A 25,204-nucleotide genomic window follows, 5' to 3' on the forward strand; every position below is an offset into this window, starting at 1 on the left:
TCTAGGCGTCGCGGTTATCGTCGCCCAGCTCCCCGTACTGGCCGCCGAGCGAACGGATCCGTTCGGCGATCGCCGACAGGTCGCCGTGCGCGCGTTCGATGATCTCCGCGACCTCGCGGGCGCCCTTGCTGACCACCGGCCAGACCATCTGCTCGTTGGGTGCGGTGGCTGCGGCGTCGAGCACCCACTGTCTGACGGCGTCGAGCTCGCGGCGGCCAGCCGCGACGACGGCCGCGGAGCGGTCGACCTCGGCGGCCAGCCGCTGATCCAGCTCGGCGAGCGCGCCGAGAGTGCGCCCGTGGCGGATGTTTTCGTCCGCGTAGGTGTCGGAGGACGCACCGGTCCACTCGGAGGTCGGCACGGCCGATTCCACGTCGCCCTGCAGCATCCGCAGCCGTGCGCTTTCGTCGAACTCGGCGCCGGCCTGCGGACTTCCCTCGCCGAATGTGGCGCGGGCGTGCGACCACGTCGTCAGAAAGCCGTCCAGGGCGCCCATGGTGACAAGTCTATGGCCGGCCGGACCGTGCATCGCGCGGCAATTCAGCGCGTCGGGAGGGCAGCCCCGACCCAGCGGCGCAGGTAGTCACGCAGCTCGAGGCCCTGTCGCGGTGGGCGGCCCGGGTCGATGACGAACGACTGGATGATCCTCAGCAGGTGCTCGGCCAGCTCTTCGAGGTCGTCCTGGGCGAAGCCCAGCCCGGCCCAATCGACGTCGAAACGGTGCAGCAGCGCATCGGCGAACTGCAACGCGACGTCGGATGTCACCGTCTGGCTGAAGGCGTTGGCCTTACCCGGCATGAGCAGCAGGCCGATGTGCTTGTCCTTGGGGATCCACTCCAGCGCGGTGGCGATACCTTCGGCGACCGCTTCCCGCGGGTCGGAGAGCCCTTGCAGATGGTCGGCCAACCGGTCGAGAAAGTCGGTGGCCGCCCGCTGCGCCGAGGCCTGCAGCAGGGCGTCGGTGCTGGGGAAATACCGGTACACCGTCTGCCGGGTCACCCCGAGCGCGCGGGCCACGTCGGCGATGGAGAACTCCGCGCCGCGGGCGTCGATGGCCTTGCCTGCGGCATCGAGGATACGCTCGATGGCCTCGTCATCGGTCGCTGGCGTCGAACCGGACCAACCGTGGGTGCGCACGGCGAAATCCTACTCAGCCAGCCGAATCAACCTGAGTACGACACCTGCAGATCCTTGACCCCGTTGATCCACCCGGACCGAAGGCGTTGCGGTTCAGACAGTTTGGCGACGTCAGGAATCTGCTCGGCGATTTCGTTGAAGATCAGGTTGATCTCCATCCGGGCCAGGTTCGCCCCGATGCAGTAGTGCGCGCCGTTGCCGCCGAAGCCCAGGTGCGGGTTGGGGTCGCGGCTGATGTTGAACTGGAAGGGCGCCTCGAACACGGCATCGTCGTAGTTGGCCGAGCTGTAGAACAGCCCCACGCGCTGCCCCTCGCGGATCGTGACGCCGCCGATTTCGGTGTCCACCAACGCCGTTCGCTGGAAGCAGTGCACCGGCGTGGCCCAGCGCACGATCTCGTCCGCGGCGGTCTGCGGCCGCTCACGTTTGTAGAGCTCCCACTGGTCGGGGTTCTCGAAGAACGCGTTCATGCCGTGGGTCATCGCGTTGCGTGTCGTCTCGTTACCCGCAACCGCCAGCAGGATGACGAAGAACGCGAACTCGACGTCTTGGAGGCCTTCACCGGCTTCGCCATTCATGTCGGCCTCCACCAGCCGGGTGACGATGTCGTCGGCCGGGCAGCGGCGACGCTCCTCGGCCATGGCATAGGCGTAGCCCATCAGCTCGGCGTTGGCCGCCGCGTAATCGCTTGCGTAGTCCGGATCGTCGGTGTTCATGATCGAGTTGGTCCACTCGAACAGCTTCTGCCGATCGGCCTCGGGGACACCGATCAGATCAGCGATCGCCTGCAGCGGCAGCCTCATCGCGATGTCGTCGACGAAGTTGCCGTTTTCCTTATCCTTTGCCGCGGAAACGATTTCGCGCGCCGCGTTGGCGAGCTTCTCTTCCAGGCCGGCCACTGCCCGCGGGGTGAACAGTCGCGAGACGATCTTGCGCAGCCGGGTGTGCTCGGGTGCGTCGTGGTTGATCAGCAGCGCCTTGGTCAGCTCGAGTTGCTCGGCGTCGGTGCCCTCGGGCAACCGCATGACGACACCCTTGCGGTTGGTCGACCACCGATCGCCGTCGCGGGATATCGCCTTGATGTCCTCGTGGCGGCTGATCACCCAGTAGCCGCCGTCGTCGAAGATCGATTCCGCCTGCTCGTTCCACCACACCGGGGCGGTTTTGCGCAGCTCGGCGAACTCGGCGACGGGTATGCCCTTGAGCAGCAGGTCAGGGTCGGTGAAGTCCCATCCTGGCGAAAACGGGCAGGTGCTCTGCGTCATATTTCGACCATACATCCAGGTGTCAAGTGTATGGCCAGGTGAAGTTGTTTAGAGTTGGCGCTGTGCGTGTCCTGGTGATCGGCTCCGGAGCCCGTGAACATGCGTTGCTGCTCGCCCTGCGCCGCGACCCGAAGGTCGAGGCGATGGCCATCGCCCCCGGAAACGCCGGCACCGCGGCCATCGCCGAACAACACGACGTCGACATCACCTCCGGCGAGGCTGTCGCCACGTTGGCCAAGCAGTTCGGCGCCGATCTGGTGATCATCGGCCCGGAGGTGCCGTTGGTGCTCGGCGTCGCCGACGCCGTGCGCGAGGCGGGTATCGCCTGTTTCGGACCCAGCAAGGCGGCCGCGCGCATCGAGGGCTCCAAGTCGTTCGCGAAAGACGTGATGACCGCCGCCGGGGTGCGCACCTCGCGCAGCGAGATCGTCGACAACCCGGCGCGGTTGGACGCGGCGCTGGACCGCTTTGGGCCGCCGAGCGGCGAGTCGGCGTGGGTGGTCAAGGACGACGGGCTCGCCGCGGGCAAGGGCGTGGTGGTGACCACCGACCGCGACGTGGCCCGCGCGCACGCCGCCAGCCTGCTCGACGCCGGGCATCCGGTGCTGCTCGAGTCGTTTCTGGACGGCCCTGAGGTGTCGCTGTTCTGCATCGTGGACGGGGAGACGGTGGTGCCGCTGCTGGCGGCCCAGGACTTCAAACGCGTCGGCAACAACGACACCGGGCCCAACACGGGCGGGATGGGTGCATACGCGCCGCTGCCGTGGTTGCCGGCAGAAGCCGTCGACCGCATCGTCGACGAGGTCGTCAAACCCGTTGCCGCCGAACTCGTTCGCCGGGGCAGCCCTTTCTCCGGGCTGCTCTATGCCGGACTGGCCATCACCTCGAACGGGCCGGCCGTCATCGAATTCAACTGCCGTTTCGGCGATCCCGAGACGCAGTCCGTACTAGCGCTGCTCGACAGCCCGGTCGGTCAGCTGTGCTACGCCGCGGCGACCGGCACGCTGGCCGAGGTGCCTCCACTGCGCTGGCGCGACGGCGCCGCGGTGACCGTGGTGCTGGCCGCTGAGAACTACCCGAGCCGCCCCCGGCTCGGTGACGTCATCGCGGGCTGTGAGGTCGACGGTGTGCTGCACGCAGGCACCGCCCGCCGCGCCGACGGTGCAATCGTGTCGTGCGGCGGTCGGGTGTTGTCGGTGGTGGGCACCGGGTCCGACCTGGCCGCGGCCCGTGCCGCCGCGTACGCGTTGATCGACTCGATCCGGTTGCCCGGCAGCCATTTTCGTCGTGATATTGGGTTGGCGGCGGTCGACGGCCGCATCACCCTTTGACGGCGAGTTGCGCCCACGCGCGAGCAGACAGAGAATGGTGTGAAACCCGGCCGCAACACCACCTTTTGTGTCTGCTCGCGCAGGAAGTCAGCCGGTCAGCAGCGGCGCGATCCAGGTCAGCTCAGCGGGCAGCTGCGAACTCCAGAACCCGCCGTCGTGTCCGCCGGGCGAGAAGCCGCCGGCGGGCGGGTTGGGTAGTTGGGCGATGAACTGTTTGGTCGCGGCATAGAAGGGATCGCCGGTGCCGCAGTCGATCCGGATCGGAATGCGGCCGAGCTCAGGTAGTCCCCACACGTTGTTGGCCGCGTAGTCGTGGGCGCCGTCGAACGCGCCGGGAGCCGTCGCGCCCGAGGAAGTCCACAGCGCCGGGCTCACCGCGCAGATGGCCGCCGTCCGGGTCGACCCCAGCCGCGCCCCGAGCAGAAGCGCACCGTAGCCGCCCATCGACCAGCCGAGGAACGCCACCCGCGAGGTGTCGAGGTCGTGCTCGCCCAGCATCGGGATGAGCTCGTCGAGCACCATGGCGCCGGAGTCCTCACCGGATGCGCGCTTGTGCCAGTAGCTCCCGCCACCGTCGACAGCGACGACCGCGAACGGCGGCAGGCCCGCCGCCACCGCCTGGGCCAGACCTTGTTCGACACCGCCGGCCATGACGGTGGCGGCGTCGCTGCCTTTACCGTGCAGCGCGATGACCGGACGCAGCGGGCCGGCGTGCCCCGGTGGCCGGGCGATCGCCCAATTGGTCGTCACACCGCCGCGCGCCGCCGAGACGAACGAGCCCTCGACGTAGGTCGGTGCCGCGGCCGCGGTAGGCGCCGTGCGAAAGACTGCCATCCCGGCGGCCACACCCGTCACACTGCCGCCCAGACGCAGCAGCGCGCGCCGGCTCAGTTCGGACATGGCGGCAATCATGCCATCGCCGAGAGTTTCTGAGTAAAGCCTGTTGATTGGCCGAAAGCGCAATGGGAGACCCGCCCGGCTGGCAGCATGCTAGAGGTGACGGCAGCAGTCACTCCTAAGGGAGAACGTCGGCGGTGCGCGCTGGTCAGCGCGGCTGCCGATCTGCTGTGCGAGGGCGGCTTCGACGCGGTCCGGCACCGCGCGGTGGCCCGTCGCGCCGGGCTGCCGTTGGCGTCGACGACGTACTACTTCTCCTCGCTGGACGACCTCATCGCCAAGGCCGTCGAACACGTCGGTGAACGCGAAACCGAACAACTGCGGGCGCGGGTGGCAATGCTGCCGCGGCGCCGTCGCGGCGCCGAGTCGACCGCCGCCATCCTGGTCGACCTGTTGGTCGACGACGCCGTCGGGCAGGGCGGCAGCGAACAGTTGATCTCGCGGTACGAGCGCTACATCGCATGTGCGCGCCAACCGATGCTGCGCGATATCCAGCGGCAGATCCTGCGCCAACGCACCGACGCCGTCGTCGAGGTGATCGAGCGCTCCGGGCGGTCGGTGCGGTCCGAGTACCTGACGGCCTTGGTCAACGCCGTCGACGGTGCGGTGGTGGCCGCGCTCGTCGGCGACGGCGACGGTCCACGCGCATCGGCACGCGCCACGCTCATCGACGTCATCGATGTCCTGGCGCCGGTCGACGAGCGAATCGCGTAACGGCGGGCCCAGGAAAGGCCCGGGACAGCTGATGGGCACTCCCGCCACCGCGAATCAGGAGCCGGAACTACGACGGGTGCTGGGCCCCGGCCTGTTGCTGCTCTTCATCGTTGGCGACATCCTCGGCACCGGCGTCTACGCGCTGACGGGTGACGTCGCGGCCGAAGTCGGTGGGGCGGCGTGGCTCCCGTTCTTGATCGCGTTTCTGATCGCGACCCTCACCGCATTCAGCTATCTGGAGCTGGTGACGAAGTATCCGCAAGCCGCCGGTGCTGCGCTCTACGTGCACAAGGCGTTTGGTATCCAGTTCGTGACATTCCTGGTCGCCTTTGTGGTGATGTGCTCCGGTATCACTTCGGCGTCCACCGCATCGCGCTTTTTCGCCGCCAACTTCGACACCGGTTTCGGGCTGGGTTGGAGCAAGTTCGGAATCGCCGTCCTCGCACTGCTGTTCATGGCGCTGCTGGCGATGGTCAACCTGCGCGGTGTCGGCGAGAGCGTGAAACTCAATGTCGTGCTGACGATCATCGAGGCGACCGGCCTGATGCTGGTGCTCTTCGTCGGGTTGTGGGCCTTCACCCGCGGGATCGACGTCGACTTCGGCCGGGTGGTCGCGTTCGAGACCGCGTCGGACAAGAACACGTTCATGGCCGTGACCGCCGCGACGTCGCTGGCGTTCTTCGCGATGGTCGGATTCGAGGACTCGGTGAACATGGCCGAGGAAACCAAGGATCCGGTGAACATTTTTCCCAAGGTGCTGCTTTCGGGTCTGGGTATCGCCGGGGTCGTCTACATCCTGGTGGCGATCGTCGCGGTGGCGCTGGTGCCGGTCGGCACGCTGGCCGCCAGCGACACTCCGCTGGTGGAGGTGGTCAAGACCGGCGCGCCAAACCTGCCGATCGAAGAGATCTTCCCGTTCATCTCGATGTTCGCAGTGTCCAACACCGCGTTGATCAACATGCTGATGGCCAGCCGGTTGATCTACGGCATGGCCCGCCAACACGTTTTGCCGCCGGTCCTGGGCACTGTCCATCCGCGCACCCGCACGCCATGGGTGGCGATCGTGTTCACCACGTTGATCGCGTTCGGGCTCATCCTCTACGTGTCGGTGTTCGCCAGCTCGAACGCCATCGCGGTGCTCGGCGGCACCACGTCGCTGTTGCTGCTCGCGGTGTTCGCGATGGTCAACGTCGCCGTGCTGGTGCTGCGGCGCGACGTGGTCGCGGGCGGCCGACATTTCCGCACGCCGACGGCGTTGCCGGTGATCGGGTTCATCGTGTCGCTGTATCTCGTGACCCCGCTGTCGGGTCGGCCCGCCCAGCAGTACGTCGTCGCGTTGGCGCTGGTCGCGATCGGGATCGTGCTGTTCTTCATCACGATGGTGATCAACCGTCGGCTCGGTGTCGACTCGGCGGAGCTCTTCGACGAGAAGCATCTGAGCGACGCGCCGGACTAGGTCTGGGCCCGCCCGGTGGCCCGTAAGCTGTGTGGCTGTGACGATCCCCAATGTGTTGGCGAACCGCTACGCCAGCGAGGAGATGGCGACCATCTGGTCGCCCGAGGCCAAGATCGTCGCGGAGCGCCGACTGTGGCTGGCGGTGCTGCGCGCGCAGGTAGAGCTGGGGGTCGACGTGCCCTCGGCTGCTCTCTCCGACTACGAGCGGGTGCTCGAACAGGTCGACCTGTCCTCGATCGCAGCACGCGAACGGGTGCTGCGCCACGACGTCAAGGCGCGCATCGAGGAGTTCAACGCGCTGGCCGGCCACGAGCACGTGCACAAGGGCATGACGAGCCGCGACCTCACCGAGAATGTCGAACAGCTGCAGATCCGCCGGTCGATGGAACTGGTGCACTCCCACGGCGTCGCCGTCGTGGCCCGGCTGGCCGAGCGGGCGATCAGCTACCGCGACCTGGTGATGGCCGGCCGCAGCCACAACGTCGCGGCGCAGGCCACCACGCTCGGCAAGCGGTTCGCCTCGGCCGCCGAAGAGATGCTGATCGCGCTGCAACGACTGCGTTCGCTGATCGACCGTTATCCGCTGCGCGGAATCAAGGGCCCGATGGGCACCGCACAAGACATGCTCGACCTATTCGGCGGAGACACCGCCCGGCTGGCCGACCTGGAACGCCGGGTTGCCGAATTCCTGGGGTTCACCGAGCTTTTCAGCAGCGTCGGGCAGGTGTATCCGCGGTCGCTGGACCACGACGTGGTCTCGGCGCTGGTTCAGGTGGGTGCCGGCCCGTCCTCGTTGGCGCACACCATCCGGTTGATGGCGGGCCACGAGCTGGTGACCGAAGGGTTCGCCCCGGGGCAGGTCGGTTCGTCGGCCATGCCGCACAAGATGAACACCCGCTCGTGTGAGCGGGTCAACGGGCTGCAGGTGGTGTTGCGTGGCTACGCGTCGATGGCTGCGGAACTCGCAGGCGCGCAATGGAATGAGGGCGACGTATTCTGCTCGGTGGTGCGACGGGTGGCGCTGCCCGACGCGTTCTTCGCGATCGACGGGCAGACCGAAACGTTCCTGACGGTGCTCGACGAGTTCGGCGCCTATCCGGCCGTGATCCAGCGTGAACTCGACCGGTACCTACCGTTCTTGGCCACCACCCGGATCCTGATCGCTGCGGTGCGCGCGGGTATGGGTCGCGAAGCCGCTCACGAGGTGATCAAGGAGCACGCGGTGGCCGTCGCGCTCGCCATGCGGGAGAAGGGTTTCGAACCCGACCTGCTCGACCGGCTCGCCGCCGATACGCGGCTGCCGCTGGACCGGCCCGCGCTCGACGCGGCCCTGGCCGACAAGCAAGCCTTCACCGGTGCGGCCGGTGACCAGGTGGACCGGGTCGTCGAGGCCGTCGACGAGTTGGTCAGCCGCTACCCCGAAGCGGCCAAGTACACCTCGGGTGCCATCCTGTGACCTCGGCAGCGGAGCTGGCCCGGGTCGACTTCACCGATCTGGACAACTTCGCCGACGGTTTTCCGCACGAGCTGTTCACGCTGCATCGGCGTGAGGCGCCGGTGTACTGGCATGAACCGACCGAGCACACCCCCGACGGTGAGGGCTTCTGGTCGGTGGCCACCCACGCCGAAACCCTTGCCGTGCTGCGTGATCCGGCGACCTATTCGTCGGTGACCGGTGGGGAGCGACCGTACGGCGGCACGCTGCTGCAAGACCTGTCGGTCGCCGGGCAGGTGCTCAACATGATGGACGACCCGCGACACTCCGAGATCCGGCGGCTGGTCAGCTCCGGTTTGACCCCGCGGATGATCCGCCGAGTCGAGGACGACCTACGCGCCAGGGCCCGGCGGCTGCTGGACGCCGTGGTGCCAGGGGAGCCGTTCGACTTCCTTGTCGACATCGCCGCCGAACTGCCGATGCAGATGATCTGCATCTTGCTGGGAGTTCCTGAGTCCGAACGCCATTGGTTGTTCCACGCCATCGAGCCGCAGTTCGACTTCGGCGATGCCCGCAGAGCCGAACTGGGGCAGGTCGGGCCGGTGTCGGTGGAGGAAGCCGGGGCCAGGATGTATGCATACGGCCAGGAGTTGATCGCGGCCAAGCGCGCCGAGCCGACCGACGACATGTTGTCCGTCGTCGCCAACGCCACGCTCGAGGAGGGCTTGTCGGAGCTGGAGCTGTACCTGTTCTTCAGCCTGCTGTTCAGCGCCGGAGCCGAGACCACCCGCAACTCCGTGGCAGGTGGGTTGCTCGCACTGATCGAGCATCCCGACCAACTGGCGGCGCTGCGCACTGATCTGGACCAGCTGCCCACCGCCGTCGAGGAGATGGTGCGCTGGACGTCGCCGTCGCCGTCGAAGCGGCGTACCGCCACGCGCGAGGTCGAACTGGCGGGCTGCCACCTCCATGCCGGGCAGAAGGTGCAGGTCTGGGAAGGTTCGGCCAACCGCGACGCGACGGTGTTCGCCGAACCGGACACGTTCGAGATCACCCGTAAACCCAACCCGCACTTGGGTTTCGGGCACGGCGTGCACTACTGCCTCGGGGCGAACCTGGCTCGTTTGGAGCTTCGGGTGCTGTTCGGGGAGCTGCTGACCCGGTTCTCGTCGGCGCGGCTGGTAAAACCCGTGGAGTGGACACGCAGCAACCGGCACACCGGCATCCGGCATTTGGTGGTCGAGCTGCAGGTGTGAAGCCCGATGCGTTCGCCGCCGTCATGGCGACCGGCATCGTGTCGATCGCGGGGCTATCGCTGTTGGGGCACCATCTGCGCCAGCGCCTACCCTTGAAGCATGGACTCCGGTGACGCGAACCTGCGTGTGTCCGATGCCGACCGTGAACACACGCGCCAACTGCTCGAGCGCGCCGTCGGCCAGGGCCTGCTCACGCTCGACGAGTTCAGCGAGCGGCTCGACACGGTGCTGACCGCCCGCACCCGCGGTGACCTGCGTGCGGTGCTGGCCGACCTGCCGCAGTCGCCGTCGGCGTCGCCGGACGGCGGTGAGCTGGTGCGGGGCCGGATGTCGACGATCACCCGCCGCGGACAGTGGACGGTGCCCTCGCACCTGCGGCTGCACACCCGGATGTGCGACACCACGCTGGATTTCACCAGCGCCACGTTGCAGAGCCCGTCCGTCGTGCTGGACATCGACGACTATTTCAGCTCGACCGAGCTGATCCTGCCCGACGGCGCCACGGCCGATCTCAACGGCGTCGGCACCCTCGGCGGCAGCGCCACCTTGAAGGTGCCCTACGGTCCGCACTCGGCGCAGCTGCACCTCGTCGTGCGCGGGCGGGTGCGGTTCGGTTCGGTCACCGCGCGCTACTCCTACGGGCGGGTGTGGCGGCGCATGCTCGGCTAGCGGCACGCGCACTTGATCTCGGCGATGACGCGGTCGGGGTACTCGGCGAGGTCCAGCCATGTGAAGCGCAGCACCTGCCAACCGAGCAGGGCGAATGGCGGCCCTTGTTTCGTAGGTGTGCACGCCAGAGCTGCGGCAGTTCGACGCGTCGTTGCAATGCCGCATCCATCAGCATCGCACCGCCGCGACGGACGGCTGCTTCGACGACCGTCAGCGGCAGCGCGGTAATCTGCAAGCCTTTTCGTTCGACGATGTCCTTCGGCGCCAAGTCGCGTCGTCGAGTGCGGACTCCCGGCCGCCGCCGATGATTGCTGACTCTCGGTACCGTCACTTCGACGACATCCGGTGCGAAGCCGGTTAGTCCGTGCCACCATGCTGCGCTCAAGCCGCTGGCGACTGCCAGCGGACCATGAGACCAGACCGCTGCGCGGATTCGTGACGCGTCGGTGAACGGGCGATCGTCGGCGAAAAACACACCCGGCGAGCACCGAAGCCACCGGCCGGAGCGGACCCGCCTGCCGACTGCGTCGTCGCTGAGGCCTGCGGCGCGCGCCTGAGCCAGCGTGATGACGCCGTCGTGGTCGCGAAGGTAGTCCTCCAGCACACTTAAGCAGACGCGCCGCGACCGAGAACGGTTCCATCCCGGCGATTTGTGCACGAAAACCCGCGGTCACCGCGGGAAATCGTGCACAAATCGCTAACGGCGGATGCCGGCCGCGCGTAACTCCAGCGCGGCCAAACCCTGGATCGCCACCGCGTCGTGGTTACGCCAGGCCCCGACGGGATCGGCATGGATCTGCGCCAACTGCGCCAGCGGCCGATTGGCCAGTGCCCGCAGCGCCAACAACTGTTCGCCCGCCGGCGTACGGGCCAGCGTGATCGCCGTCCACTTGCGACGGGCGAACCGCACCCGCAGCATCAGCCACGGCATCGCGACGAACAGGATCGGCGGGGCGGCCACGGCGAGCGCCAACACCCACGCCAGCCACGACGCGGTGGTGTCGAGGCTGTGCCCGGCACCGGCGATGTCGAGCGCGGCATCGGCGGCCGCCCGCAACGGTTTGGCCAGCGCATCACCGACGAACGGCACATCGTCAGTGCGGCTGCCCGCCGTGTCGAGGTTGTCGGCGACACCGTTGGCGCCGATCTCGACCTGGCGGCCGACGGCGGCGATGGTGGCCACCGCGGATTGCACGGCCGCGCCGACCGACAGCCACACGATGGTCCAGCCGAGCACGACGACGTCGCTGAGGAACTGGCCGACGAAGCGCGAAGGCGTCGTGGCATAGGGGAGAAACCGCGAACTCATGCGGTTGATGCTGCCCGATAGGCTGGCCGGATGCGCCCCGCTCTGTCCGACTACCAACATCTGGCCAGCGGTAAAGTCCGTGAGCTGTACCGCGTCGACGACGCGACGCTGCTGTTCGTCGCCAGCGACCGCATCTCGGCCTATGACCACATCCTGGACTCGCAGATCCCGGACAAGGGCCGCATCTTGACCGCGATGAGTGTGTTCTTCTTCGAATTGTTGGCCCGGTCGGCTGATGCGCCGAACCACCTGGCCGGCCCGCCCGACGACGAGCGCATCCCCGAAGAAGTGCTCGGCCGCGCGCTGGTGGTGGCCGAACTCGAGATGCTTCCGGTGGAAGCGGTGGCCCGCGGTTACCTCACCGGCTCGGGCCTGATCGACTACCAGAATAGCGGCACGCTGTGCGGGATCGCGTTGCCGTCCGGGCTGGTCGAAGCCAGCAGGTTCGACGAGCCGCTGTTCACCCCGGCCACCAAAGCCGAACTGGGACAGCATGATGAGAACATCTCGTTCGACGCGGTGGTGGATCTGATCGGCGCCGAGCGCGCCGAGCAGGTGCGCGATGTCACCCTACGGACCTACCGCCAGGGCGCGGATTACGCGCTGAGCAAGGGCATCATCGTGGCCGACACCAAGTTCGAGTTCGGCGTGCACGACGACGGCACGCTGCGACTGGCCGACGAGGTGTTCACCCCCGACTCGAGCAGGTACTGGCGCGCCGACGACTGGAAAGAAGGGGTTGTGCAGCAGAGCTTCGACAAACAGTTCGTCCGCAACTGGCTCACCAGCCCGGAGTCCGGTTGGGACCGCTACGGGGAGGACCCACCCCCACCGCTACCCGCGCACATCGTCGACGCCACACGAGCGCGCTACATCGAGGCCTACGAACGTATTTCCGGCCGCAACTTCGCCGACTGGATCGGAACCGCCGCGTGAACCCTCCTGAAGCCAAGCGCATCGAACACCGCCGCGAACATCACGGCGACGTCTTCGTCGACCCCTACGAGTGGCTGCGCGACAAATCCAACCCGGAGGTCATCGAGCACCTCAACGCCGAGAACGCCTACACCGAGCACGTCACCGCACACCTGGCGCCGTTGCGCGAGAAGATCTTCGACGAGATCAAGGCCCGGACCAAGGAGACCGACCTCTCCGTGCCGACCCGGCGCCAGGACTGGTGGTATTACGGGCGCAGCTTCGAAGGCCAGCAGTACAGCGTGCACTGCCGCTGCCCGGTCGAGGACCCCGACGACTGGACGCCGCCGGTGCTCGACGAGAACACCGAGATACCCGGCGAGCAGGTGTTGCTCGACGAGAACGTGGAGGCCGACGGACACGAGTTCTTCGCGCTGGGCGCCGCGTCGGTGAGCCTGGACGGCACCGTGCTGGCGTATTCCGTCGACGTCAAGGGCGACGAACGGTACACGTTGCGGTTCAAGGACTTACGCACAAACCAGCTGTTTGATGACGAGATCGTCGGGATCGCTCCCGGGGTGACGTGGGCGGCCGACAACCGCACCGTCTACTACACCACCGTCGACGCCGCGTGGCGTCCCGACACCGTCTGGCGCCACCGCATCGGGTCCGGGTTGCCCGCGCAACGCGCATATCACGAACCCGACGAACGGTTCTGGCTCGCGGTGGGCCGCACCCGAAGCGACAAGTACATCCTGATCGCGGCGGGTAGCGCCGTCACGTCGGAGATGCGCTACGCCGACGCGAGTGACCCGCAGGCCGAATTCGCCACGGTGTGGCCGCGCCGCGAACTCGTCGAGTACTCGGTGGAACACGCTGTTGTCGGCGGGCAGGACCGCTTCCTGATCCTGCACAACGACGGTGCGGAGAACTTCACGCTCGTCGAGGCGCCGGTATCCGATCCGACTGCGACGCGTACGCTGATCGAGCACCGCGACGACGTGCGGCTGGATTCGGTGGACGCGTTCGAATCGCATCTGGTGGTCGGCTACCGCAGCGAGGCGCTGCCCAAGATCCAGCTGTGGCCGCTCTATGAGGACGGCCGATACGGGCAGCCCCAAGAGATCACGTTCGACACCGAGTTGACGTCGGCTGGTCTGGCAGGCAACCCGAACTGGAGCTCACCGAAGCTGCGGATCGGCGCGACCTCGTTCGTGACGCCCGTCCGGATCTACGACTTCGACCTGGCGACCGGTGAGCGCACGCTGCTGCGCGAGCAGCCTGTGCTCGGCGATTACCGGCCAGAGGATTACGTTGAGCGTCGGGACTGGGCCGTCGCGCCCGACGGCGCCCGCATCCCGATCTCGATCGTGCACCGCATCGGCGTGCAGTTTCCGGCGCCGACGCTGTTGTACGGCTACGGGGCCTACGAGATGTGTGAAGACCCGCGCTTCTCCATCGCGCGGCTGTCGCTGCTGGATCGCGGAATGGTCTTCGCGGTCGCGCACGTGCGCGGCGGCGGCGAACTCGGCAGGCCATGGTATGAGCACGGCAAGATGCTGGAGAAGAAGAACACCTTCACCGATTTCGTCGCGGTGGCGGAGCATCTGGTGGCCACCGACGTCACGCGCCCGGAGAACCTGGTGGCGCACGGCGGAAGCGCAGGCGGACTGTTGGTGGGTGCGGTGGCCAACATGGCGCCCGAGGTGTTCGCGGGAGTTCTGGCCGTGGTGCCGTTCGTCGACCCGCTCACCACGATCCTGGACCCGTCGCTGCCGTTGACCGTCACCGAATGGGACGAATGGGGAAATCCGTTGGAGGACAAGGCCGTCTACGAGTACATGAAGTCGTACTCGCCGTACGAGAACGTGACCGCCAAACGGTATCCGAAGATCCTGGCGATGACGTCGCTCAACGACACCAGGGTCTACTACGTGGAGCCGGCGAAATGGGTTGCCGCCCTTCGCTACACCAAGGCCGACAGCGAGCCGGTGCTGCTGAAGACGGAGATGAACGCCGGCCACGGCGGCATCAGCGGACGCTATGAACGTTGGAAGGAAGCCGCGTTCCAGTACGCCTGGCTGCTAGATGCCGCCAAGGCCGACCACGATGGCGGCGGCGCCTAGAAACAGCACCTGTTCGGCGGTGCGCAGAGGCAGCCGCGTGTTCATCGACTTCGGGGGGTTGGGCATCCGGGCCGCGTAGACATTGGCGGGAAACATCACCAGCATCAGCGCGAACAGGCACACCGCTGCCGCGACCCGGGTGGGCGGATACAGCAACCCGACCGCGCCGAGAAGTTCCAGCACGCCGGTGATGCTCACCAGCAGGGCAGGTGCGGGCAGCCGCGGCGGGACGATCGCGATCATGTCGCGGCGCAGCGGGTTGACGAAATGCGCGACGCCGGTGAGCGCGAACATCGCGGCCAGTCCGACGGCGATCGCCGCGGGCCAGCTGTCGACGTAGTCGATTCCCAACCAGCCGACGACCCGGGCCGCAAGCGTGCCGAACACCAGGGCGAGAACTACAGCCATGACAAACTCCGATCTTGACAGTGACAAGTTCACGGTAGAGCCGAAATCTAGTCATTGTCAAGATTGAGCCGGTATGCTGGCCCCGTGAGCAAGGCGTCCTATCACCACGGCGACCTCAAGGCCGTCATCCTGACCCAGGCCGCCGACCTGGTGGCCGAGCGCGGCGCCGACGGCATCTCGCTGCGCGAACTGGCCCGGGCCGCCGGCGTCTCGCACGCCGCGCCCGCGCACCACTTCGCCGACCGCCGCGGGTTGTTCACCGCGCTGGCGGCCGAAGGTTGGCGGTTGCTGGCTGCCGAACTCGCCGACGCCCGAGGAGAGTTCATCGACGCCGCGTTGGCCTATGTGCGGTTCGCGCTGGGCCACCCCGGTCACTACGCGGTGATGTTCGACCGCGCCCTGGTCAAGCCCGGAGACCCCGAGTTGACGGCCGCGGTGGGCGCGGCCGGCACCGAGCTCGCGCAAGGCGTCGGCACCCTCGGCGACTCCCGCGCCGTCGGCGACCCGCAAGCCGCGGCGCTTGCGGCATGGTCTCTGGTACACGGCTTTTCGCTGCTGTGGCTGAACGGCAACATTCCAGCGATCGACACCGGCGACGATCCGATCGCGTTGGTGCACCGAGTCGCGGGGATGCTTTTCAAAAGCGAGTAGCGTGCCAGTCATGACCGACACACCGCTGACCGATATCCCGCTGACCACACTCGACGGCAAGAACACCACGCTCGGCCAGTTGGCCGACGGCGCCGCGCTGGTGGTCAACGTCGCCTCCAAGTGCGGCCTCACCCCGCAGTACACGGCGCTGGAACAGTTGGCGAAGGACTACCGCGACCGTGGACTCACCGTCATCGGCGTGCCGTGCAACCAGTTCATGGGACAGGAGCCCGGCACGGCCGAGGAGATCGGCGAGTTCTGCTCGACCACCTACGGTGTGACGTTTCCGCTGCTGGCCAAGACCGACGTCAACGGCGCAGAGCGGCATCCACTGTACGAACAGCTGACCAAGACACCCGACGCCGACGGCGAGGCCGGCGACATCCAGTGGAACTTCGAGAAATTCCTGCTGGCCCCTGACGGCAAGGTGGCCAAGCGGTTCCGGCCGCGCACCGAACCCGACGCGCCCGAGGTGATCGCGGCCATCGAAGAGGTCTTGCCGAAGTAAACCAGCGGCCACCTGGCGTCGACGTGTCAGACACCGTCGCGACACCTGGCGTTGCCACAGTGGGGCGCGTGGCTGGACAACTCATCGTCTCGATCTGCGGGATCAGCGACCGCACCCTGGCCGACGTCGACGCGTTCTGTGCCCAGCTGGACACGCGCGGTGTGCCCGCGTCGTTTCTGGTTGCGCCCCGGCTCAAGGGCGGCTACCGGCTCGAGGCCGACGCGCCCACCGTGGACTGGCTGAGGACCCGCCGCGCCGGCGGTGACGCCGTCGTGCTGCACGGCTTCGACGAAGCCGCCACCAAGAAGCGCCGCGGCGAGTTCGCGACGCTACCCGCGTACGAGGCGAACTTGCGGCTGATGGGTGCCGACCGGGTGATGGAACACGCCGGGCTGCGCACCAGGATTTTCGCCGCACCCGGGTGGGCCCTGTCGACGGGGACGACGACGGCGTTGCCGCGCAATGGGTTCCGGCTTGTTGCCGGGCTGAGCGGCATCACCGACCTGGTCCGTGCGACGACGGTGCGCGCCCGGGTGCTCGGTATCGGCGAGGGTTTCCTTTCCGAACCCTGGTGGTGCCGGACGCTGGTGCTGTCCGCGCAACGCACGGCGCGCCGCGGCGGCGTCGTGCGGATCGCGGTCGCCGCACGCCAGCTACGCAGGCCCGGGCCACGGCAGGCGATGCTCGACGCCGTCGACCTCGCGCTACTGCACCACTGCACCGGCAGCGTGTATCAGTGGCCGACGTACCGGGCAATGCCGGCCGCGGCGTAGCACCTGACCGCTAACGTGGCGGCCATGGCAGATGCTGACGTCATCGTCGTGGGAGCGGGGCTGGCCGGGCTGGTGGCGGCGTGCGAAGTCGCCGAACGCGGCAAGCGGGTGCTGATCGTGGACCAGGAGAACGCCAACAACCTCGGCGGTCAGGCGTACTGGTCGTTCGGCGGGCTGTTCTTCGTCGACAGTCCCGAACAGCGCAGGCTCGGTATCCGTGACAGCCATGAGCTCGCGCTGCAGGACTGGCTGGGCACCGCCGGATTCGACCGGCCAGAAGACCACTGGCCCCGGCGGTGGGCGCACGCCTACGTCGACTTCGCGGCCGGTGAGAAGCGTAGCTGGTTGCGCGAGCGTGGATTACAGACCTTTCCGCTCGTCGGCTGGGCCGAACGCGGTGGCTACGACGCACGCGGGCACGGCAACTCGGTGCCCCGGTTCCACATCACCTGGGGCACCGGGCCCGCCATCGTCGACGTCTTCGCGCGCCGGCTGCTCGACTCACCCGCCGTCACGTTCAGATATCGCCACCGCGTCGATGAGCTGATCGTCGAAGGTGGCGCCGTGGTCGGGGTGCGCGGCACCGTGCTCGAGCCGTCCGACGACGCACGCGGTATCGCGTCGTCGCGAAATCCCGTCGGCAACTTCGATTTCCGCGCCCAAGCGGTCGTCGTCGCCAGCGGCGGCATCGGCGGCAACCACGATCTGGTGCGGCAGAACTGGCCCAAGCGGATGGGCCGGGTGCCCGACCAGTTGCTCTCCGGTGTGCCCGCGCACGTCGATGGCCGGATGATCGGCGTCACCGAGACGGCGGGCGGGCGTGTCATCAACAGCGACCGGATGTGGCACTACACCGAGGGCATCACCAACTACGACCCGGTCTGGCCGATGCACGGCATCCGCATCCTGCCGGGCCCGTCGTCGCTGTGGTTGGACGCGCACGGCAACCGCCTGCCCGCGCCGCTGTATCCGGGTTTCGACACCCTCGGCACGCTGGAACACATTGCGCGCACGGGCCAGGATTACACCTGGTTCGTGCTCAACGCCCGCATCATCGCCAAGGAGTTCGCGCTGTCGGGCCAGGAGCAAAACCCCGATCTGACCGGCCGCAGCATCGCCGAGGTGCTGCGCCGGGTGCGTCCGGGCGCGCCGCCGCCGGTGCAGGCGTTCGTCGACCGTGGCGTGGACTTCGTCAGTGCGAACACGTTGCGCGACTTGGTGTCTGCCATGAACGACGTGCCCGACGTGCTGCCGCTGGACTACGCGACGGTGGAAGCCGAAGTCACCGCCCGCGACCGCGAGGTGGTCAACAAGTTCACCAAGGACACCCAGATCGCCGCCATCCGGGTGGCGCGCAACTATCTGGGCGACCGGGTCAGCCGCGTCGTCGCCCCGCACCGGCTCACCGACCCCAAAGCCGGCCCGCTGATCGCCGTCAAGCTGCATATCTTGACGCGGAAGTCGTTGGGCGGGTTGGAAACCGACCTGGACTCGCGGGTGCTCAAAGCCGACGGAAGCGTGTTCGACGGGCTGTTTGCGGCGGGGGAGGCCGCTGGGTTCGGCGGCGGCGGCGTACACGGCTACCGGTCGCTGGAGGGCACGTTTCTCGGCGGCTGCATCTTCTCCGGTCGGGCCGCGGGCCGCGCCGCCGCCTCCACTTAGCGCGAGCAGACGCGAAGTCGCACAAAACCGGGGGCAAACGTGCGAGTTTGTGTCTGCTCGCGGTCAGAAGGTGACGCCGTTCTCCTCGGGCAGCACCTGGAAATCGGTGTCGGTCATCTCCGAGAGCCGGCCGTAGAAGATGCCGCGGGCGCTGGGATCGATGATGCCCTGGTGGATCGGCACCGCATGTGTCGGCGCGACGGCCCGCAGGTAGTCCACCGCTTCGGAGATCTTCATCCACGGCGCGGCCGCAGGCGTCGCGAGCACGTCGACCGGCTCGCCCGGGATGTACAGCGCGTCGCCCGGATGCATCAGCCGGGCGGCATGGGATCCGTCGTCGACGAGGTAGGAGATGTTGTCGATCACGGGGATCTCGGGATGGATCACCGCATGTTGGCCGCCGGCGCCGCGCACGGTCAGGTGGCCGATCTGCAACTCATCGCCGACCTGCACGGCCTGCCACGGCCCACCGAGCTGCGCGGCGGTCTGCGGGTCGGCGTACAACGCGGCCTGCGGGTTCGCGTCGAGCAGGGCGGGTAGCCGCTCGGTGTCGGCGTGATCGGCGTGCTGATGGGTGATCAGGATCGCCGAGAGGCCCGTGATGCCCTCGAAGCCGTGCGAGAAGACGCCCGGATCGAAAAGAACGGTGGTGCCGGAATCCCCGGAATCCCCGGAATCCCCGGAATCCGTTGTGAACGTCGCGAGTAAGCATGAATGGCCGAAATGCGTCAATTCCATACCTAATATTGTGGCGGCCTAAGGCTGTCAGGGGGTGGTTCAAGCGTGCGGATGATGCTCGCGGTGCTCCTGGCGGCCTGTGGACTGGCCGTCATACCAGGTCCGCCGGTACACGCCGCCCCAGACATCTGCCCGCCGGCCTGCAACACCATCCCCGACTCGGCGTGGATGGTGTCCACCGCGATCCCGCTGTACCCGGTCTATCGCTGGCCAGGGCTCGCCGAGCTGGCCGTCACCGCCACCGCGCCGCGTTTCGCGTTCGAACAGGCCTGCGCCAGCCCGCCCGTCATCGCCGACCCCCGCGACCACGCCGTCGCCGCGCAGGCGGCGGTGCCCAACCCGCCCGGCGAATGGCAGCTGCAGGCGCAGGTGGTGCACTGGCGCGGCCCGGTGTCCCAGGGCGGCCCGACGGCGACGCAGACGTTCGAGCAGGCCAAAACCCGGCTGCGCAGCTGCCAGCTGACCGCGCCGTTCGTCTCGCCGTCGATCACCACCGACCAACCCGATCGGCTCGCGGCGGTGATCAGCGTGGCGGGCCAGCAGATCATGCGGCAGTACCTGCTGGCCCACCCCGACAGCAGCACCATCGTCGAGCTGGCGATGTGGTCGACGCTGCCGGCGCGGGTGCCCTGGTCGCCGGTTCCCGACGTGCAGATCTTCGACGCCATGGCGACCCCGCTGTGCGGGGCCTACCTCGGATCGTGCCGATGAGACCAGGGCGCTGACTCGCCGGTACAGTTGTCGCCGTGGCAAAGGTGGTGGTGCACGTGATGCCCAAGGCGGAAATCCTCGATCCGCAGGGCCAGGCGATCGTCGGCGCGTTGAGCCGTCTCGGGTACAACGGCGTCTCAGATGTGCGGCAGGGCAAGCGATTTGAACTCGAGGTCGACGACAGCATCGATGACGACACGTTGGCGCAAATTGCCGAATCGCTGTTGGCGAACACCGTCATCGAGGACTGGTCGGTGAGCAGGGAGCAGTCATGAGTACACGTGTGGGGGTCATCACATTTCCCGGCACGCTCGACGACATCGACGCCGCGCGGGCCGTGCGGTTAGCCGGCGGCACCGCGGTGAACCTCTGGCACGCCGACGCCGACCTCAAGAACGTCGACGCCGTGATCGTGCCCGGCGGCTTCTCCTACGGCGATTATCTGCGCGCGGGCGCCATCGCGAAGTTTGCGCCGGTGATGGGCGAAGTGGTGGCCGCCGCGAAACACGGCATGCCAGTGTTGGGCATCTGCAACGGTTTTCAGGTGCTCTGCGAGGCGGGCCTGCTGCCCGGCGCGCTGACCCGCAATGCCGGTTTGCATTTCGTGTGCCGTGACCTGTGGCTGCAGGTGGCCTCCAACTCCACGGCGTGGACGTCGCGTTACGACCTCGGCGCCGACATCCTGGTGCCGCTGAAATCCGGTGAGGGCCGCTACGTCGCCAGCGAGCAGGTGCTCGACGAACTCGAGGGCGAGGACCGTGTGGTGTTCCGCTACCGGGACAACCCCAACGGCTCCCAACGCGATATCGCCGGGATCTGCTCGCAGAACCGCCGGGTCGTCGGGCTGATGCCGCACCCCGAACACGCCACCGAGGCGCTGACCGGCCCGTCCGACGACGGATTGGGCATCTTCTACTCCGCGCTGGACTCGGTGCTCGCGGCCTGAGTCTCGCGGCAGATGGGGTCAGCCGGCGGTCAGGGCGACCGAGGCCTCCGAGGTGTAGCACAGGAACGTCAGCGTCTCTTCGAGGTAGAGCTGCACGGTGCCTGCATCGTGTGACAGGTAGCCGATCGCCACGTCGGTGCCGATCTGCAGATCGAAATCGCCGCCGCGGGTGGACAGCACGAACGCGCCGTCGATGGCGGGCGCCCAGATGATGTCGCCGCCGCCGATCAGCCGGTTGAGATGCTCACGGATCGGATAGCCGTGCTCGGTGGTTTCGCTGACCTTGGTGTAGGCCTCCGCCGACAGCAGCACCGAATACGGCCCTCCGACACCGGACAGCCGCAGTTCCGACAACGCCTGGGCCATGACGTCGGCGAAGTCGCGTGGATCGTCGGGCAGCGCGAGCGCCGGGTTGGAGCTGCACTGGCGGATGCCCTCGATGGCGGCGGCCGCGTACCCCTCGAAAATCGCCCGGTCTTCGACGAACGCCAGCGTCTGGGCGGCCTCCTTGACCGGATCCCAGTCAGAGTCCTGCGCACCGCGCTCGACGTCGTCGATCGCGGTGCGCGTCACCGTGAAGGGCACCCGCAGCCGCACCAGCGGCTTGCTCTCGCGCAGGTGGGCCACCACGCCCTCCCCGGGCGGCGCCACGTCACGCAGATGTCCGGTGGTCACCGCGGCCATCACCGGTCCGCCCGGTTCGCTGACGTCGACGACCCGACGTCCGGCGATGTGCCGCCGAAACGTTCGGGTCGCCTCCTGCTCGATTTCGGCCCAGGCCACCTCGGTGATCGGAGCGAGGTCGCGATACAGGTTGTTCATGGCGTTCCTTTCAGGCTGCCGATCGAAAGCGAACCGGCATAGCTGGCCGGGGCTGCCACGGTAGGCGACGGGGATTGATCGGATGCCGCTGAATTGGGCAGCGGCGGTGGGTTATTGAGGAAGTCGACGATCGGGGTGAAAAACATCGAGCCCGTCACCGCGGTGGAAAAGTCCAGCAGTCGGTCGGTGTTGCCGGGCGGATCGCCGAGGAACATGTTCTCCAGCATCCGTTCGGTGACCTCGGGCGTGCGTGAGTAACCGATGAAATAGGTGCCGAACTCACCCTTGCCGATCTCGCCGAACGGCATGTTGTGGCGCACGATCTTGAGTTCTTCACCCTCGTCGTCCTCGATGACGTTCAGTGCCACATGGGAGTTCGCGGGTTTGACCGCGTCGTCGAGTTCGATGTCGTCCTGCTTGGTGCGGCCGATGATCCGTTCCTGCTCGGATGTCGGAAGCGCGGCCCACGCCTCCATGTCGTGCGTGTACTTCTGCACGTGCACATAGCAGCCGCCCGCGAAATCGGGATGCTCCCCATCATCTGGGCCGATTTGCGTCGCGCTGCGCGCCAGTGGGCCGTCGGGGTTCTCGGTGCCGTCGACGAAACCCAACAGGTCGCGGTTGTCGAAAAACCGGAAGCCGTGCACCTCGTCGACGACGGTCAACGCGCCCTCGGTCGCGGCGATGAGTCGGCTCGCCAGGTCGAAGCACACATCCATCGACTCGGCCCGGATGTGAAACAACACGTCTCCCGGGGTCGACGGGGCGTGGTGGCGGGGCCCGTCGAGCGCGATGAACGGATGCAGTTCGGCGGGCCGCGGCCCGGAGAACAACCGGTCCCAGGCGTCGGAGCCGATCGACGTCACCACCGAGAGGTTCTTGGTCGGATCGCGAAATCCGATCGCGCGCACCAGCGCCGAGATATCGGGCAGCGCCTGGTGCACGGCCTGCTCGCCACCCTCGTCGATGGTCGCCACCAGAAATATGGCCGCCGGGGTGAGCGGCGCCAGCACAGGCTGCGGTAAGGGGTCGGGCACGGTTCGACCCTAGATCAAGATCGTCAGCGATGATGAATAACCATGACGGCAAGTCCAGAGGCCCTGTGTGAGTTCATCGATGCGTCACCGTCACCATTTCACGTCTGCGCGACGGTGGCCGAGCGGTTGCGGTCGGCGGGGTTCCGAGAGCTGGCCGAAGGCGAAGGGTGGCCTTCCGCCGCGAGCGGCGAATCCAGCTCCGTTGGCCGTTTCTTCAGCGTCCGCGCCGGCTCGCTGCTCGCATGGCAGACCGGTGAGCCTGGTGTGCCGTTCCGCATCGTCGGCGCCCACACCGACAGCCCCAATCTGCGCGTCAAACAGCATCCCGACCGGTTCGTCGCTGGCTGGCAGGTGGCCGCGCTGCAGCCCTACGGCGGCGCGTGGCTGAACTCGTGGCTGGACCGGGATCTCGGCATCAGCGGGCGGCTTTCGGTGCGCGACGGCAACCGGCTCGCGCACCCGCTGGTGCGGATCGACGAGCCGATCCTGCGGGTGCCGCAGCTGGCCATCCACCTGGCCGAGGATCGCAAGGCCGTGGCGCTGGACCCGCAGCGCCACGTCAACGCGGTCTGGGGCGTCGGCGGCGGGCCGCGGTCGGTTCTGGGCTATGTCGCCGAACGGGCCGGCGTCGACGTCGACGATGTGCTAGGCGCCGACCTGATGACCCACGACCTGACACCGTCGCGGCTGATCGGCGCGGGCAATGAACTGGTCAGCGCACCGCGGCTGGACAACCAGGCCAGCTGCTACGCGGGCCTCGAGGCGTTTCTGGCCGCCGAACCGGGCGACTACACACCGGTGCTGGTGCTGTTCGACCACGAAGAGGTCGGCTCGCAATCGGACCACGGCGCACAGTCCGAGTTCTTGCTGACCGTGCTGGAGCGCATCACGTTGAGCCAGGGCGGCGGCCGCGAGGAGTTCCTGCGCCGGCTGCCGGGCTCGATGGTGGCCTCCGGCGACATGGCCCACGCCACGCACCCGAACTACCCGGAGCGCCACGAGCCCGCGCACCTCATCGAAGTCAACGCCGGCCCGGTGCTCAAGGTGCACCCCAACCTGCGTTATGCCACCGACGGGCGCACCGCGGCGGCGTTCGCGCTGGCCTGCGCGCAAGCCGGGGTGCCGTTGCAGCGCTACGAGCACCGCGCCGACCTGCCGTGCGGATCGACGGTCGGGCCGATGACATCGGCGCGCACCGGCATTCCGACCGTCGACGTGGGCGCGCCGCAGCTCGCCATGCATTCGGCGCGTGAGCTGATGGGCGCCGCCGACGTCGCGGCCTACGCCGCGGCGCTTCAGGCGTTCCTGGCGCCGGCCTGACCCAGGTCTAGGACTCGTCGACCTGGTCGTAGCGGATGACGTTCTCGACCACGATGCCGTCGCGGGTGCGGACCCGGTCGAGCCCGCGGATCAGAACCGGGCCGTCGGGGCCGGTGCCGTGGCCGGTGTAGTGCAGGAACACCAGCTGCTCGCCGGGCGCCCGGCCCGGTACGGTTGCGCTGTCGAGCAGCCGCAGCCGCAGATCGGGGATGGCGGCCACGAGCTCGGCGATCTTGCTGACGTAGGCCTCGCGGCCGCGGACCGGCGTCGGCTCGCCCTGCCAGTAGCCGACGATGTCCTCGGCGAGGATGTCTTCGATCGGTGTTGCGGTCGGTGCGGCCCAGAAGGCCGCCCACATCTCGGCGCTGAACTTCGGTGGGATTTGGATGGTTGTCATGCGTTGAGCCTGCGCGCGCCGCGGCGGGCGCTCAATTACGCGCGAGGTAATAGGGTCAGCGGCATGGCTCTTAACGTGGAAATGGTCACGCTGGACTGCGATGATCCCGAAGCGCTGGCCCGGTGGTGGGCGCAGGCGGTGGGCGGTGAAGTAACCGCCTTTGCGCCAGGCGAATTCGTGACCGTCACCCGCGCAGGCGGGCCGACGCTGGGTTTTCAGCGGGTGCCCGATCCGACGCCGGGCAAGAACAAGGTGCACATCGACTTCACGGCCGCTGACGTGGAGGCCGAAGTCAAGCGGCTGGTCGGGTTGGGTGCCCGCGAAACCGGCAGGCACAGCTTCGGTGCCGACTTTCGCTGGGTGGTGCTCGCCGATCCCGCGGGCAACGCGTTCTGTATCGGTGCTGCCGGCTGAGCCTGCTCAGCCCAGCCGCTGCGCGAGTAGCTGCTTGGCCATCTCGGCGCCCTTGCGGCTGTCGGCCTGCGCCTTCTGGAACAGCTCGACCACTGCGTTGTCACCGTCGCGTTTGGCGTCTTCGATGTAGGTTTCCATCTTCAACGCGTTCTCCAAGCACTGCTCGGTGTACCAGATCAGGTTGTAGTTCTTGTCTTTGGTTCCGGTCACCTGGCCGGCTTCGGTCGCTGTAGTCATGGGTCACCTTCCTTCCGTATTTCGTGTGACACAGTTCGGCTACCCGCCGCGGCGATGCGGAAACCCGTGT

At 67.7% G+C, this 25,204-nt stretch carries 28 protein-coding genes and 1 pseudogene; 17 read left to right on the forward strand and 12 right to left on the reverse strand.

The features are described from left to right. Window position 1: 1 nt before the first annotated feature. From ABQF13_RS15145 to ABQF13_RS15155, 3 genes are read right to left on the reverse strand one after another with little or no spacing between them, the layout of a single operon-like run. Window positions 2-496 (reverse strand): EspA/EspE family type VII secretion system effector, encoded by a 495-nt coding sequence (locus ABQF13_RS15145; protein ID WP_448393590.1) that lies wholly within the window; start codon window positions 494-496, stop codon window positions 2-4. A gap of 44 nt (window positions 497-540) precedes the next feature. Beyond that, a complete protein-coding gene (locus ABQF13_RS15150) occupies window positions 541-1,137 on the reverse strand; it encodes a TetR/AcrR family transcriptional regulator (protein WP_448393591.1) in 597 nt (198 codons plus the stop codon). A 26-nt stretch (window positions 1,138-1,163) separates the two neighbouring features. Further along, window positions 1,164-2,402, reverse strand: a complete 1,239-nt coding sequence (locus ABQF13_RS15155) for a cytochrome P450 (protein ID WP_448393592.1) — start codon at window positions 2,400-2,402, stop codon at window positions 1,164-1,166. A 62-nt stretch (window positions 2,403-2,464) separates the two neighbouring features. Between ABQF13_RS15155 and purD the strand changes: the two genes are divergently transcribed. Beyond that, window positions 2,465-3,733, forward strand: a complete 1,269-nt coding sequence (purD, locus tag ABQF13_RS15160) for a phosphoribosylamine--glycine ligase (RefSeq protein ID WP_448393593.1) — start codon at window positions 2,465-2,467, stop codon at window positions 3,731-3,733. A gap of 87 nt (window positions 3,734-3,820) precedes the next feature. On the opposite strand, the gene ABQF13_RS15165 is transcribed toward purD, so the two are convergent. After that, window positions 3,821-4,645 (reverse strand): alpha/beta hydrolase, encoded by an 825-nt coding sequence (locus tag ABQF13_RS15165; protein WP_448393594.1) that lies wholly within the window; start codon window positions 4,643-4,645, stop codon window positions 3,821-3,823. A gap of 75 nt (window positions 4,646-4,720) precedes the next feature. On the opposite strand from ABQF13_RS15165, the gene ABQF13_RS15170 reads away from it, so the two are divergent. From ABQF13_RS15170 to ABQF13_RS15190, 5 genes are all read left to right on the forward strand, one after another. Continuing rightward, window positions 4,721-5,344 carry a TetR/AcrR family transcriptional regulator gene (locus ABQF13_RS15170; RefSeq protein WP_448393595.1) on the forward strand — a complete coding sequence of 208 codons (624 nt, stop codon included), beginning with the start codon at window positions 4,721-4,723 and terminating at the stop codon, window positions 5,342-5,344. A gap of 31 nt (window positions 5,345-5,375) precedes the next feature. Then, window positions 5,376-6,800: an APC family permease gene (locus ABQF13_RS15175; protein ID WP_448393596.1), complete on the forward strand. Its 1,425-nt coding sequence runs from the start codon at window positions 5,376-5,378 to the stop codon at window positions 6,798-6,800. A gap of 37 nt (window positions 6,801-6,837) precedes the next feature. Further along, a complete protein-coding gene (gene purB / locus ABQF13_RS15180) occupies window positions 6,838-8,256 on the forward strand; it encodes an adenylosuccinate lyase (protein WP_448393597.1) in 1,419 nt (472 codons plus the stop codon). After that, window positions 8,253-9,491, forward strand: a complete 1,239-nt coding sequence (locus ABQF13_RS15185) for a cytochrome P450 (protein ID WP_448393598.1) — start codon at window positions 8,253-8,255, stop codon at window positions 9,489-9,491. Before purB ends, ABQF13_RS15185 begins: the two co-directional genes overlap by 4 nt. Before the next feature lie 99 nt (window positions 9,492-9,590). After that, window positions 9,591-10,160 carry a DUF1707 SHOCT-like domain-containing protein gene (locus ABQF13_RS15190; RefSeq protein ID WP_448393599.1) on the forward strand — a complete coding sequence of 190 codons (570 nt, stop codon included), beginning with the start codon at window positions 9,591-9,593 and terminating at the stop codon, window positions 10,158-10,160. Here the strand turns inward: ABQF13_RS15190 and ABQF13_RS15195 are convergent. Both ABQF13_RS15195 and ABQF13_RS15200 read right to left on the reverse strand, forming a co-directional pair. Continuing rightward, window positions 10,157-10,764: pseudogene (locus tag ABQF13_RS15195) on the reverse strand (type IV toxin-antitoxin system AbiEi family antitoxin domain-containing protein). The gene ABQF13_RS15190 and the pseudogene ABQF13_RS15195 overlap by 4 nt on opposite strands. A gap of 93 nt (window positions 10,765-10,857) precedes the next feature. Further along, on the reverse strand, window positions 10,858-11,469 hold the full coding sequence (locus ABQF13_RS15200; protein ID WP_448393600.1) for a hypothetical protein: 612 nt from the start codon (window positions 11,467-11,469) through the stop codon (window positions 10,858-10,860). Window positions 11,470-11,499: 30 nt separating this feature from the next. Between ABQF13_RS15200 and ABQF13_RS15205 the strand changes: the two genes are divergently transcribed. Both ABQF13_RS15205 and ABQF13_RS15210 read left to right on the forward strand, forming a co-directional pair. Next, on the forward strand, window positions 11,500-12,405 hold the full coding sequence (locus ABQF13_RS15205; protein WP_448393601.1) for a phosphoribosylaminoimidazolesuccinocarboxamide synthase: 906 nt from the start codon (window positions 11,500-11,502) through the stop codon (window positions 12,403-12,405). After that, window positions 12,402-14,510 carry a S9 family peptidase gene (locus ABQF13_RS15210; RefSeq protein ID WP_448393602.1) on the forward strand — a complete coding sequence of 703 codons (2,109 nt, stop codon included), beginning with the start codon at window positions 12,402-12,404 and terminating at the stop codon, window positions 14,508-14,510. Before ABQF13_RS15205 ends, ABQF13_RS15210 begins: the two co-directional genes overlap by 4 nt. Here ABQF13_RS15210 and ABQF13_RS15215 read toward each other — a convergent pair. Further along, window positions 14,469-14,918: a DoxX family protein gene (locus tag ABQF13_RS15215; protein WP_448393603.1), complete on the reverse strand. Its 450-nt coding sequence runs from the start codon at window positions 14,916-14,918 to the stop codon at window positions 14,469-14,471. The two genes, ABQF13_RS15210 and ABQF13_RS15215, sit on opposite strands and share 42 nt — an antisense overlap. A gap of 84 nt (window positions 14,919-15,002) precedes the next feature. Between ABQF13_RS15215 and ABQF13_RS15220 the strand changes: the two genes are divergently transcribed. From ABQF13_RS15220 to ABQF13_RS15235, 4 genes are all read left to right on the forward strand, one after another. After that, complete coding sequence (locus tag ABQF13_RS15220; RefSeq protein WP_448393604.1) at window positions 15,003-15,569, forward strand: TetR/AcrR family transcriptional regulator; 567 nt, start codon at window positions 15,003-15,005, stop codon at window positions 15,567-15,569. 10 nt (window positions 15,570-15,579) lie between these two features. After that, the gene (locus ABQF13_RS15225) at window positions 15,580-16,077 is read left to right on the forward strand and encodes a glutathione peroxidase (RefSeq protein ID WP_448393605.1); all 498 of its coding nucleotides are present in this window, start codon (window positions 15,580-15,582) and stop codon (window positions 16,075-16,077) included. 68 nt (window positions 16,078-16,145) lie between these two features. Continuing rightward, window positions 16,146-16,850, forward strand: a complete 705-nt coding sequence (locus tag ABQF13_RS15230) for a DUF2334 domain-containing protein (protein WP_448393606.1) — start codon at window positions 16,146-16,148, stop codon at window positions 16,848-16,850. 24 nt (window positions 16,851-16,874) lie between these two features. After that, window positions 16,875-18,512 (forward strand): FAD-binding dehydrogenase, encoded by a 1,638-nt coding sequence (locus tag ABQF13_RS15235; protein ID WP_448393607.1) that lies wholly within the window; start codon window positions 16,875-16,877, stop codon window positions 18,510-18,512. Between the two features lie 63 nt (window positions 18,513-18,575). On the opposite strand, the gene ABQF13_RS15240 is transcribed toward ABQF13_RS15235, so the two are convergent. Continuing rightward, window positions 18,576-19,250, reverse strand: coding sequence for an MBL fold metallo-hydrolase (locus ABQF13_RS15240; RefSeq protein ID WP_448393608.1), 675 nt, complete (start codon window positions 19,248-19,250; stop codon window positions 18,576-18,578). 45 nt (window positions 19,251-19,295) lie between these two features. On the opposite strand from ABQF13_RS15240, the gene ABQF13_RS15245 reads away from it, so the two are divergent. The 3 genes from ABQF13_RS15245 to purQ are packed head-to-tail and all read left to right on the forward strand — an operon-like array spanning window position 19,296 to window position 20,907. Continuing rightward, window positions 19,296-19,961, forward strand: coding sequence for an ATPase (locus ABQF13_RS15245; RefSeq protein WP_448393609.1), 666 nt, complete (start codon window positions 19,296-19,298; stop codon window positions 19,959-19,961). Between the two features lie 35 nt (window positions 19,962-19,996). Continuing rightward, on the forward strand, window positions 19,997-20,236 hold the full coding sequence (gene purS, locus ABQF13_RS15250) for a phosphoribosylformylglycinamidine synthase subunit PurS (RefSeq protein ID WP_448393610.1): 240 nt from the start codon (window positions 19,997-19,999) through the stop codon (window positions 20,234-20,236). Further along, complete coding sequence (purQ, locus tag ABQF13_RS15255) at window positions 20,233-20,907, forward strand: phosphoribosylformylglycinamidine synthase subunit PurQ (RefSeq protein WP_448393611.1); 675 nt, start codon at window positions 20,233-20,235, stop codon at window positions 20,905-20,907. Before purS ends, purQ begins: the two co-directional genes overlap by 4 nt. Window positions 20,908-20,925: 18 nt before the next feature. Here the strand turns inward: purQ and ABQF13_RS15260 are convergent, their stop codons facing one another. Both ABQF13_RS15260 and ABQF13_RS15265 read right to left on the reverse strand, forming a co-directional pair. After that, a complete protein-coding gene (locus ABQF13_RS15260; protein ID WP_448393612.1) occupies window positions 20,926-21,729 on the reverse strand; it encodes a family 1 encapsulin nanocompartment shell protein in 804 nt (267 codons plus the stop codon). Beyond that, window positions 21,726-22,766 (reverse strand): Dyp-type peroxidase, encoded by a 1,041-nt coding sequence (locus ABQF13_RS15265; protein WP_448393613.1) that lies wholly within the window; start codon window positions 22,764-22,766, stop codon window positions 21,726-21,728. The genes ABQF13_RS15260 and ABQF13_RS15265 overlap by 4 nt, the downstream gene beginning before the upstream one ends. A gap of 42 nt (window positions 22,767-22,808) precedes the next feature. On the opposite strand from ABQF13_RS15265, the gene ABQF13_RS15270 reads away from it, so the two are divergent. Next, the gene (locus tag ABQF13_RS15270) at window positions 22,809-24,086 is read left to right on the forward strand and encodes a M18 family aminopeptidase (RefSeq protein WP_448393614.1); all 1,278 of its coding nucleotides are present in this window, start codon (window positions 22,809-22,811) and stop codon (window positions 24,084-24,086) included. Between the two features lie 7 nt (window positions 24,087-24,093). Here ABQF13_RS15270 and ABQF13_RS15275 read toward each other — a convergent pair whose 3' ends face one another. Continuing rightward, window positions 24,094-24,483: a nuclear transport factor 2 family protein gene (locus tag ABQF13_RS15275; protein ID WP_448393615.1), complete on the reverse strand. Its 390-nt coding sequence runs from the start codon at window positions 24,481-24,483 to the stop codon at window positions 24,094-24,096. A 63-nt stretch (window positions 24,484-24,546) separates the two neighbouring features. On the opposite strand from ABQF13_RS15275, the gene ABQF13_RS15280 reads away from it, so the two are divergent. Continuing rightward, window positions 24,547-24,897 carry a VOC family protein gene (locus ABQF13_RS15280; RefSeq protein ID WP_448393616.1) on the forward strand — a complete coding sequence of 117 codons (351 nt, stop codon included), beginning with the start codon at window positions 24,547-24,549 and terminating at the stop codon, window positions 24,895-24,897. Window positions 24,898-24,903: 6 nt separating this feature from the next. Here ABQF13_RS15280 and ABQF13_RS15285 read toward each other — a convergent pair whose 3' ends face one another. After that, window positions 24,904-25,134: a hypothetical protein gene (locus tag ABQF13_RS15285; protein ID WP_448393617.1), complete on the reverse strand. Its 231-nt coding sequence runs from the start codon at window positions 25,132-25,134 to the stop codon at window positions 24,904-24,906. Window positions 25,135-25,204 lie beyond the last annotated feature (70 nt).

The organism is Mycolicibacterium sp. XJ879 (assembly GCF_053483935.1).

What these genes read in the sequence shown, in the direction of transcription:
- ABQF13_RS15145 (WP_448393590.1), bottom strand. Translation starts at nt 496, where the DNA reads ATGGGCGCCCTGGACGGCTTTCTGACGACGTGGTCGCACGCCCGCGCC.
- ABQF13_RS15155 (WP_448393592.1), bottom strand. Translation starts at nt 2,402, where the DNA reads ATGACGCAGAGCACCTGCCCGTTTTCGCCAGGATGGGACTTCACCGAC.
- ABQF13_RS15165 (WP_448393594.1), bottom strand. Translation starts at nt 4,645, where the DNA reads ATGATTGCCGCCATGTCCGAACTGAGCCGGCGCGCGCTGCTGCGTCTG.
- ABQF13_RS15170 (WP_448393595.1), top strand. Translation starts at nt 4,721, where the DNA reads ATGCTAGAGGTGACGGCAGCAGTCACTCCTAAGGGAGAACGTCGGCGG.
- ABQF13_RS15175 (WP_448393596.1), top strand. Translation starts at nt 5,376, where the DNA reads ATGGGCACTCCCGCCACCGCGAATCAGGAGCCGGAACTACGACGGGTG.
- ABQF13_RS15190 (WP_448393599.1), top strand. Translation starts at nt 9,591, where the DNA reads ATGGACTCCGGTGACGCGAACCTGCGTGTGTCCGATGCCGACCGTGAA.
- ABQF13_RS15200 (WP_448393600.1), bottom strand. Translation starts at nt 11,469, where the DNA reads ATGAGTTCGCGGTTTCTCCCCTATGCCACGACGCCTTCGCGCTTCGTC.
- ABQF13_RS15205 (WP_448393601.1), top strand. Translation starts at nt 11,500, where the DNA reads ATGCGCCCCGCTCTGTCCGACTACCAACATCTGGCCAGCGGTAAAGTC.
- ABQF13_RS15215 (WP_448393603.1), bottom strand. Translation starts at nt 14,918, where the DNA reads ATGGCTGTAGTTCTCGCCCTGGTGTTCGGCACGCTTGCGGCCCGGGTC.
- ABQF13_RS15225 (WP_448393605.1), top strand. Translation starts at nt 15,580, where the DNA reads ATGACCGACACACCGCTGACCGATATCCCGCTGACCACACTCGACGGC.
- ABQF13_RS15235 (WP_448393607.1), top strand. Translation starts at nt 16,875, where the DNA reads ATGGCAGATGCTGACGTCATCGTCGTGGGAGCGGGGCTGGCCGGGCTG.
- ABQF13_RS15240 (WP_448393608.1), bottom strand. Translation starts at nt 19,250, where the DNA reads ATGGAATTGACGCATTTCGGCCATTCATGCTTACTCGCGACGTTCACA.
- purQ (WP_448393611.1), top strand. Translation starts at nt 20,233, where the DNA reads ATGAGTACACGTGTGGGGGTCATCACATTTCCCGGCACGCTCGACGAC.
- ABQF13_RS15260 (WP_448393612.1), bottom strand. Translation starts at nt 21,729, where the DNA reads ATGAACAACCTGTATCGCGACCTCGCTCCGATCACCGAGGTGGCCTGG.
- ABQF13_RS15270 (WP_448393614.1), top strand. Translation starts at nt 22,809, where the DNA reads ATGACGGCAAGTCCAGAGGCCCTGTGTGAGTTCATCGATGCGTCACCG.
- ABQF13_RS15275 (WP_448393615.1), bottom strand. Translation starts at nt 24,483, where the DNA reads ATGACAACCATCCAAATCCCACCGAAGTTCAGCGCCGAGATGTGGGCG.
- ABQF13_RS15280 (WP_448393616.1), top strand. Translation starts at nt 24,547, where the DNA reads ATGGCTCTTAACGTGGAAATGGTCACGCTGGACTGCGATGATCCCGAA.
- ABQF13_RS15285 (WP_448393617.1), bottom strand. Translation starts at nt 25,134, where the DNA reads ATGACTACAGCGACCGAAGCCGGCCAGGTGACCGGAACCAAAGACAAG.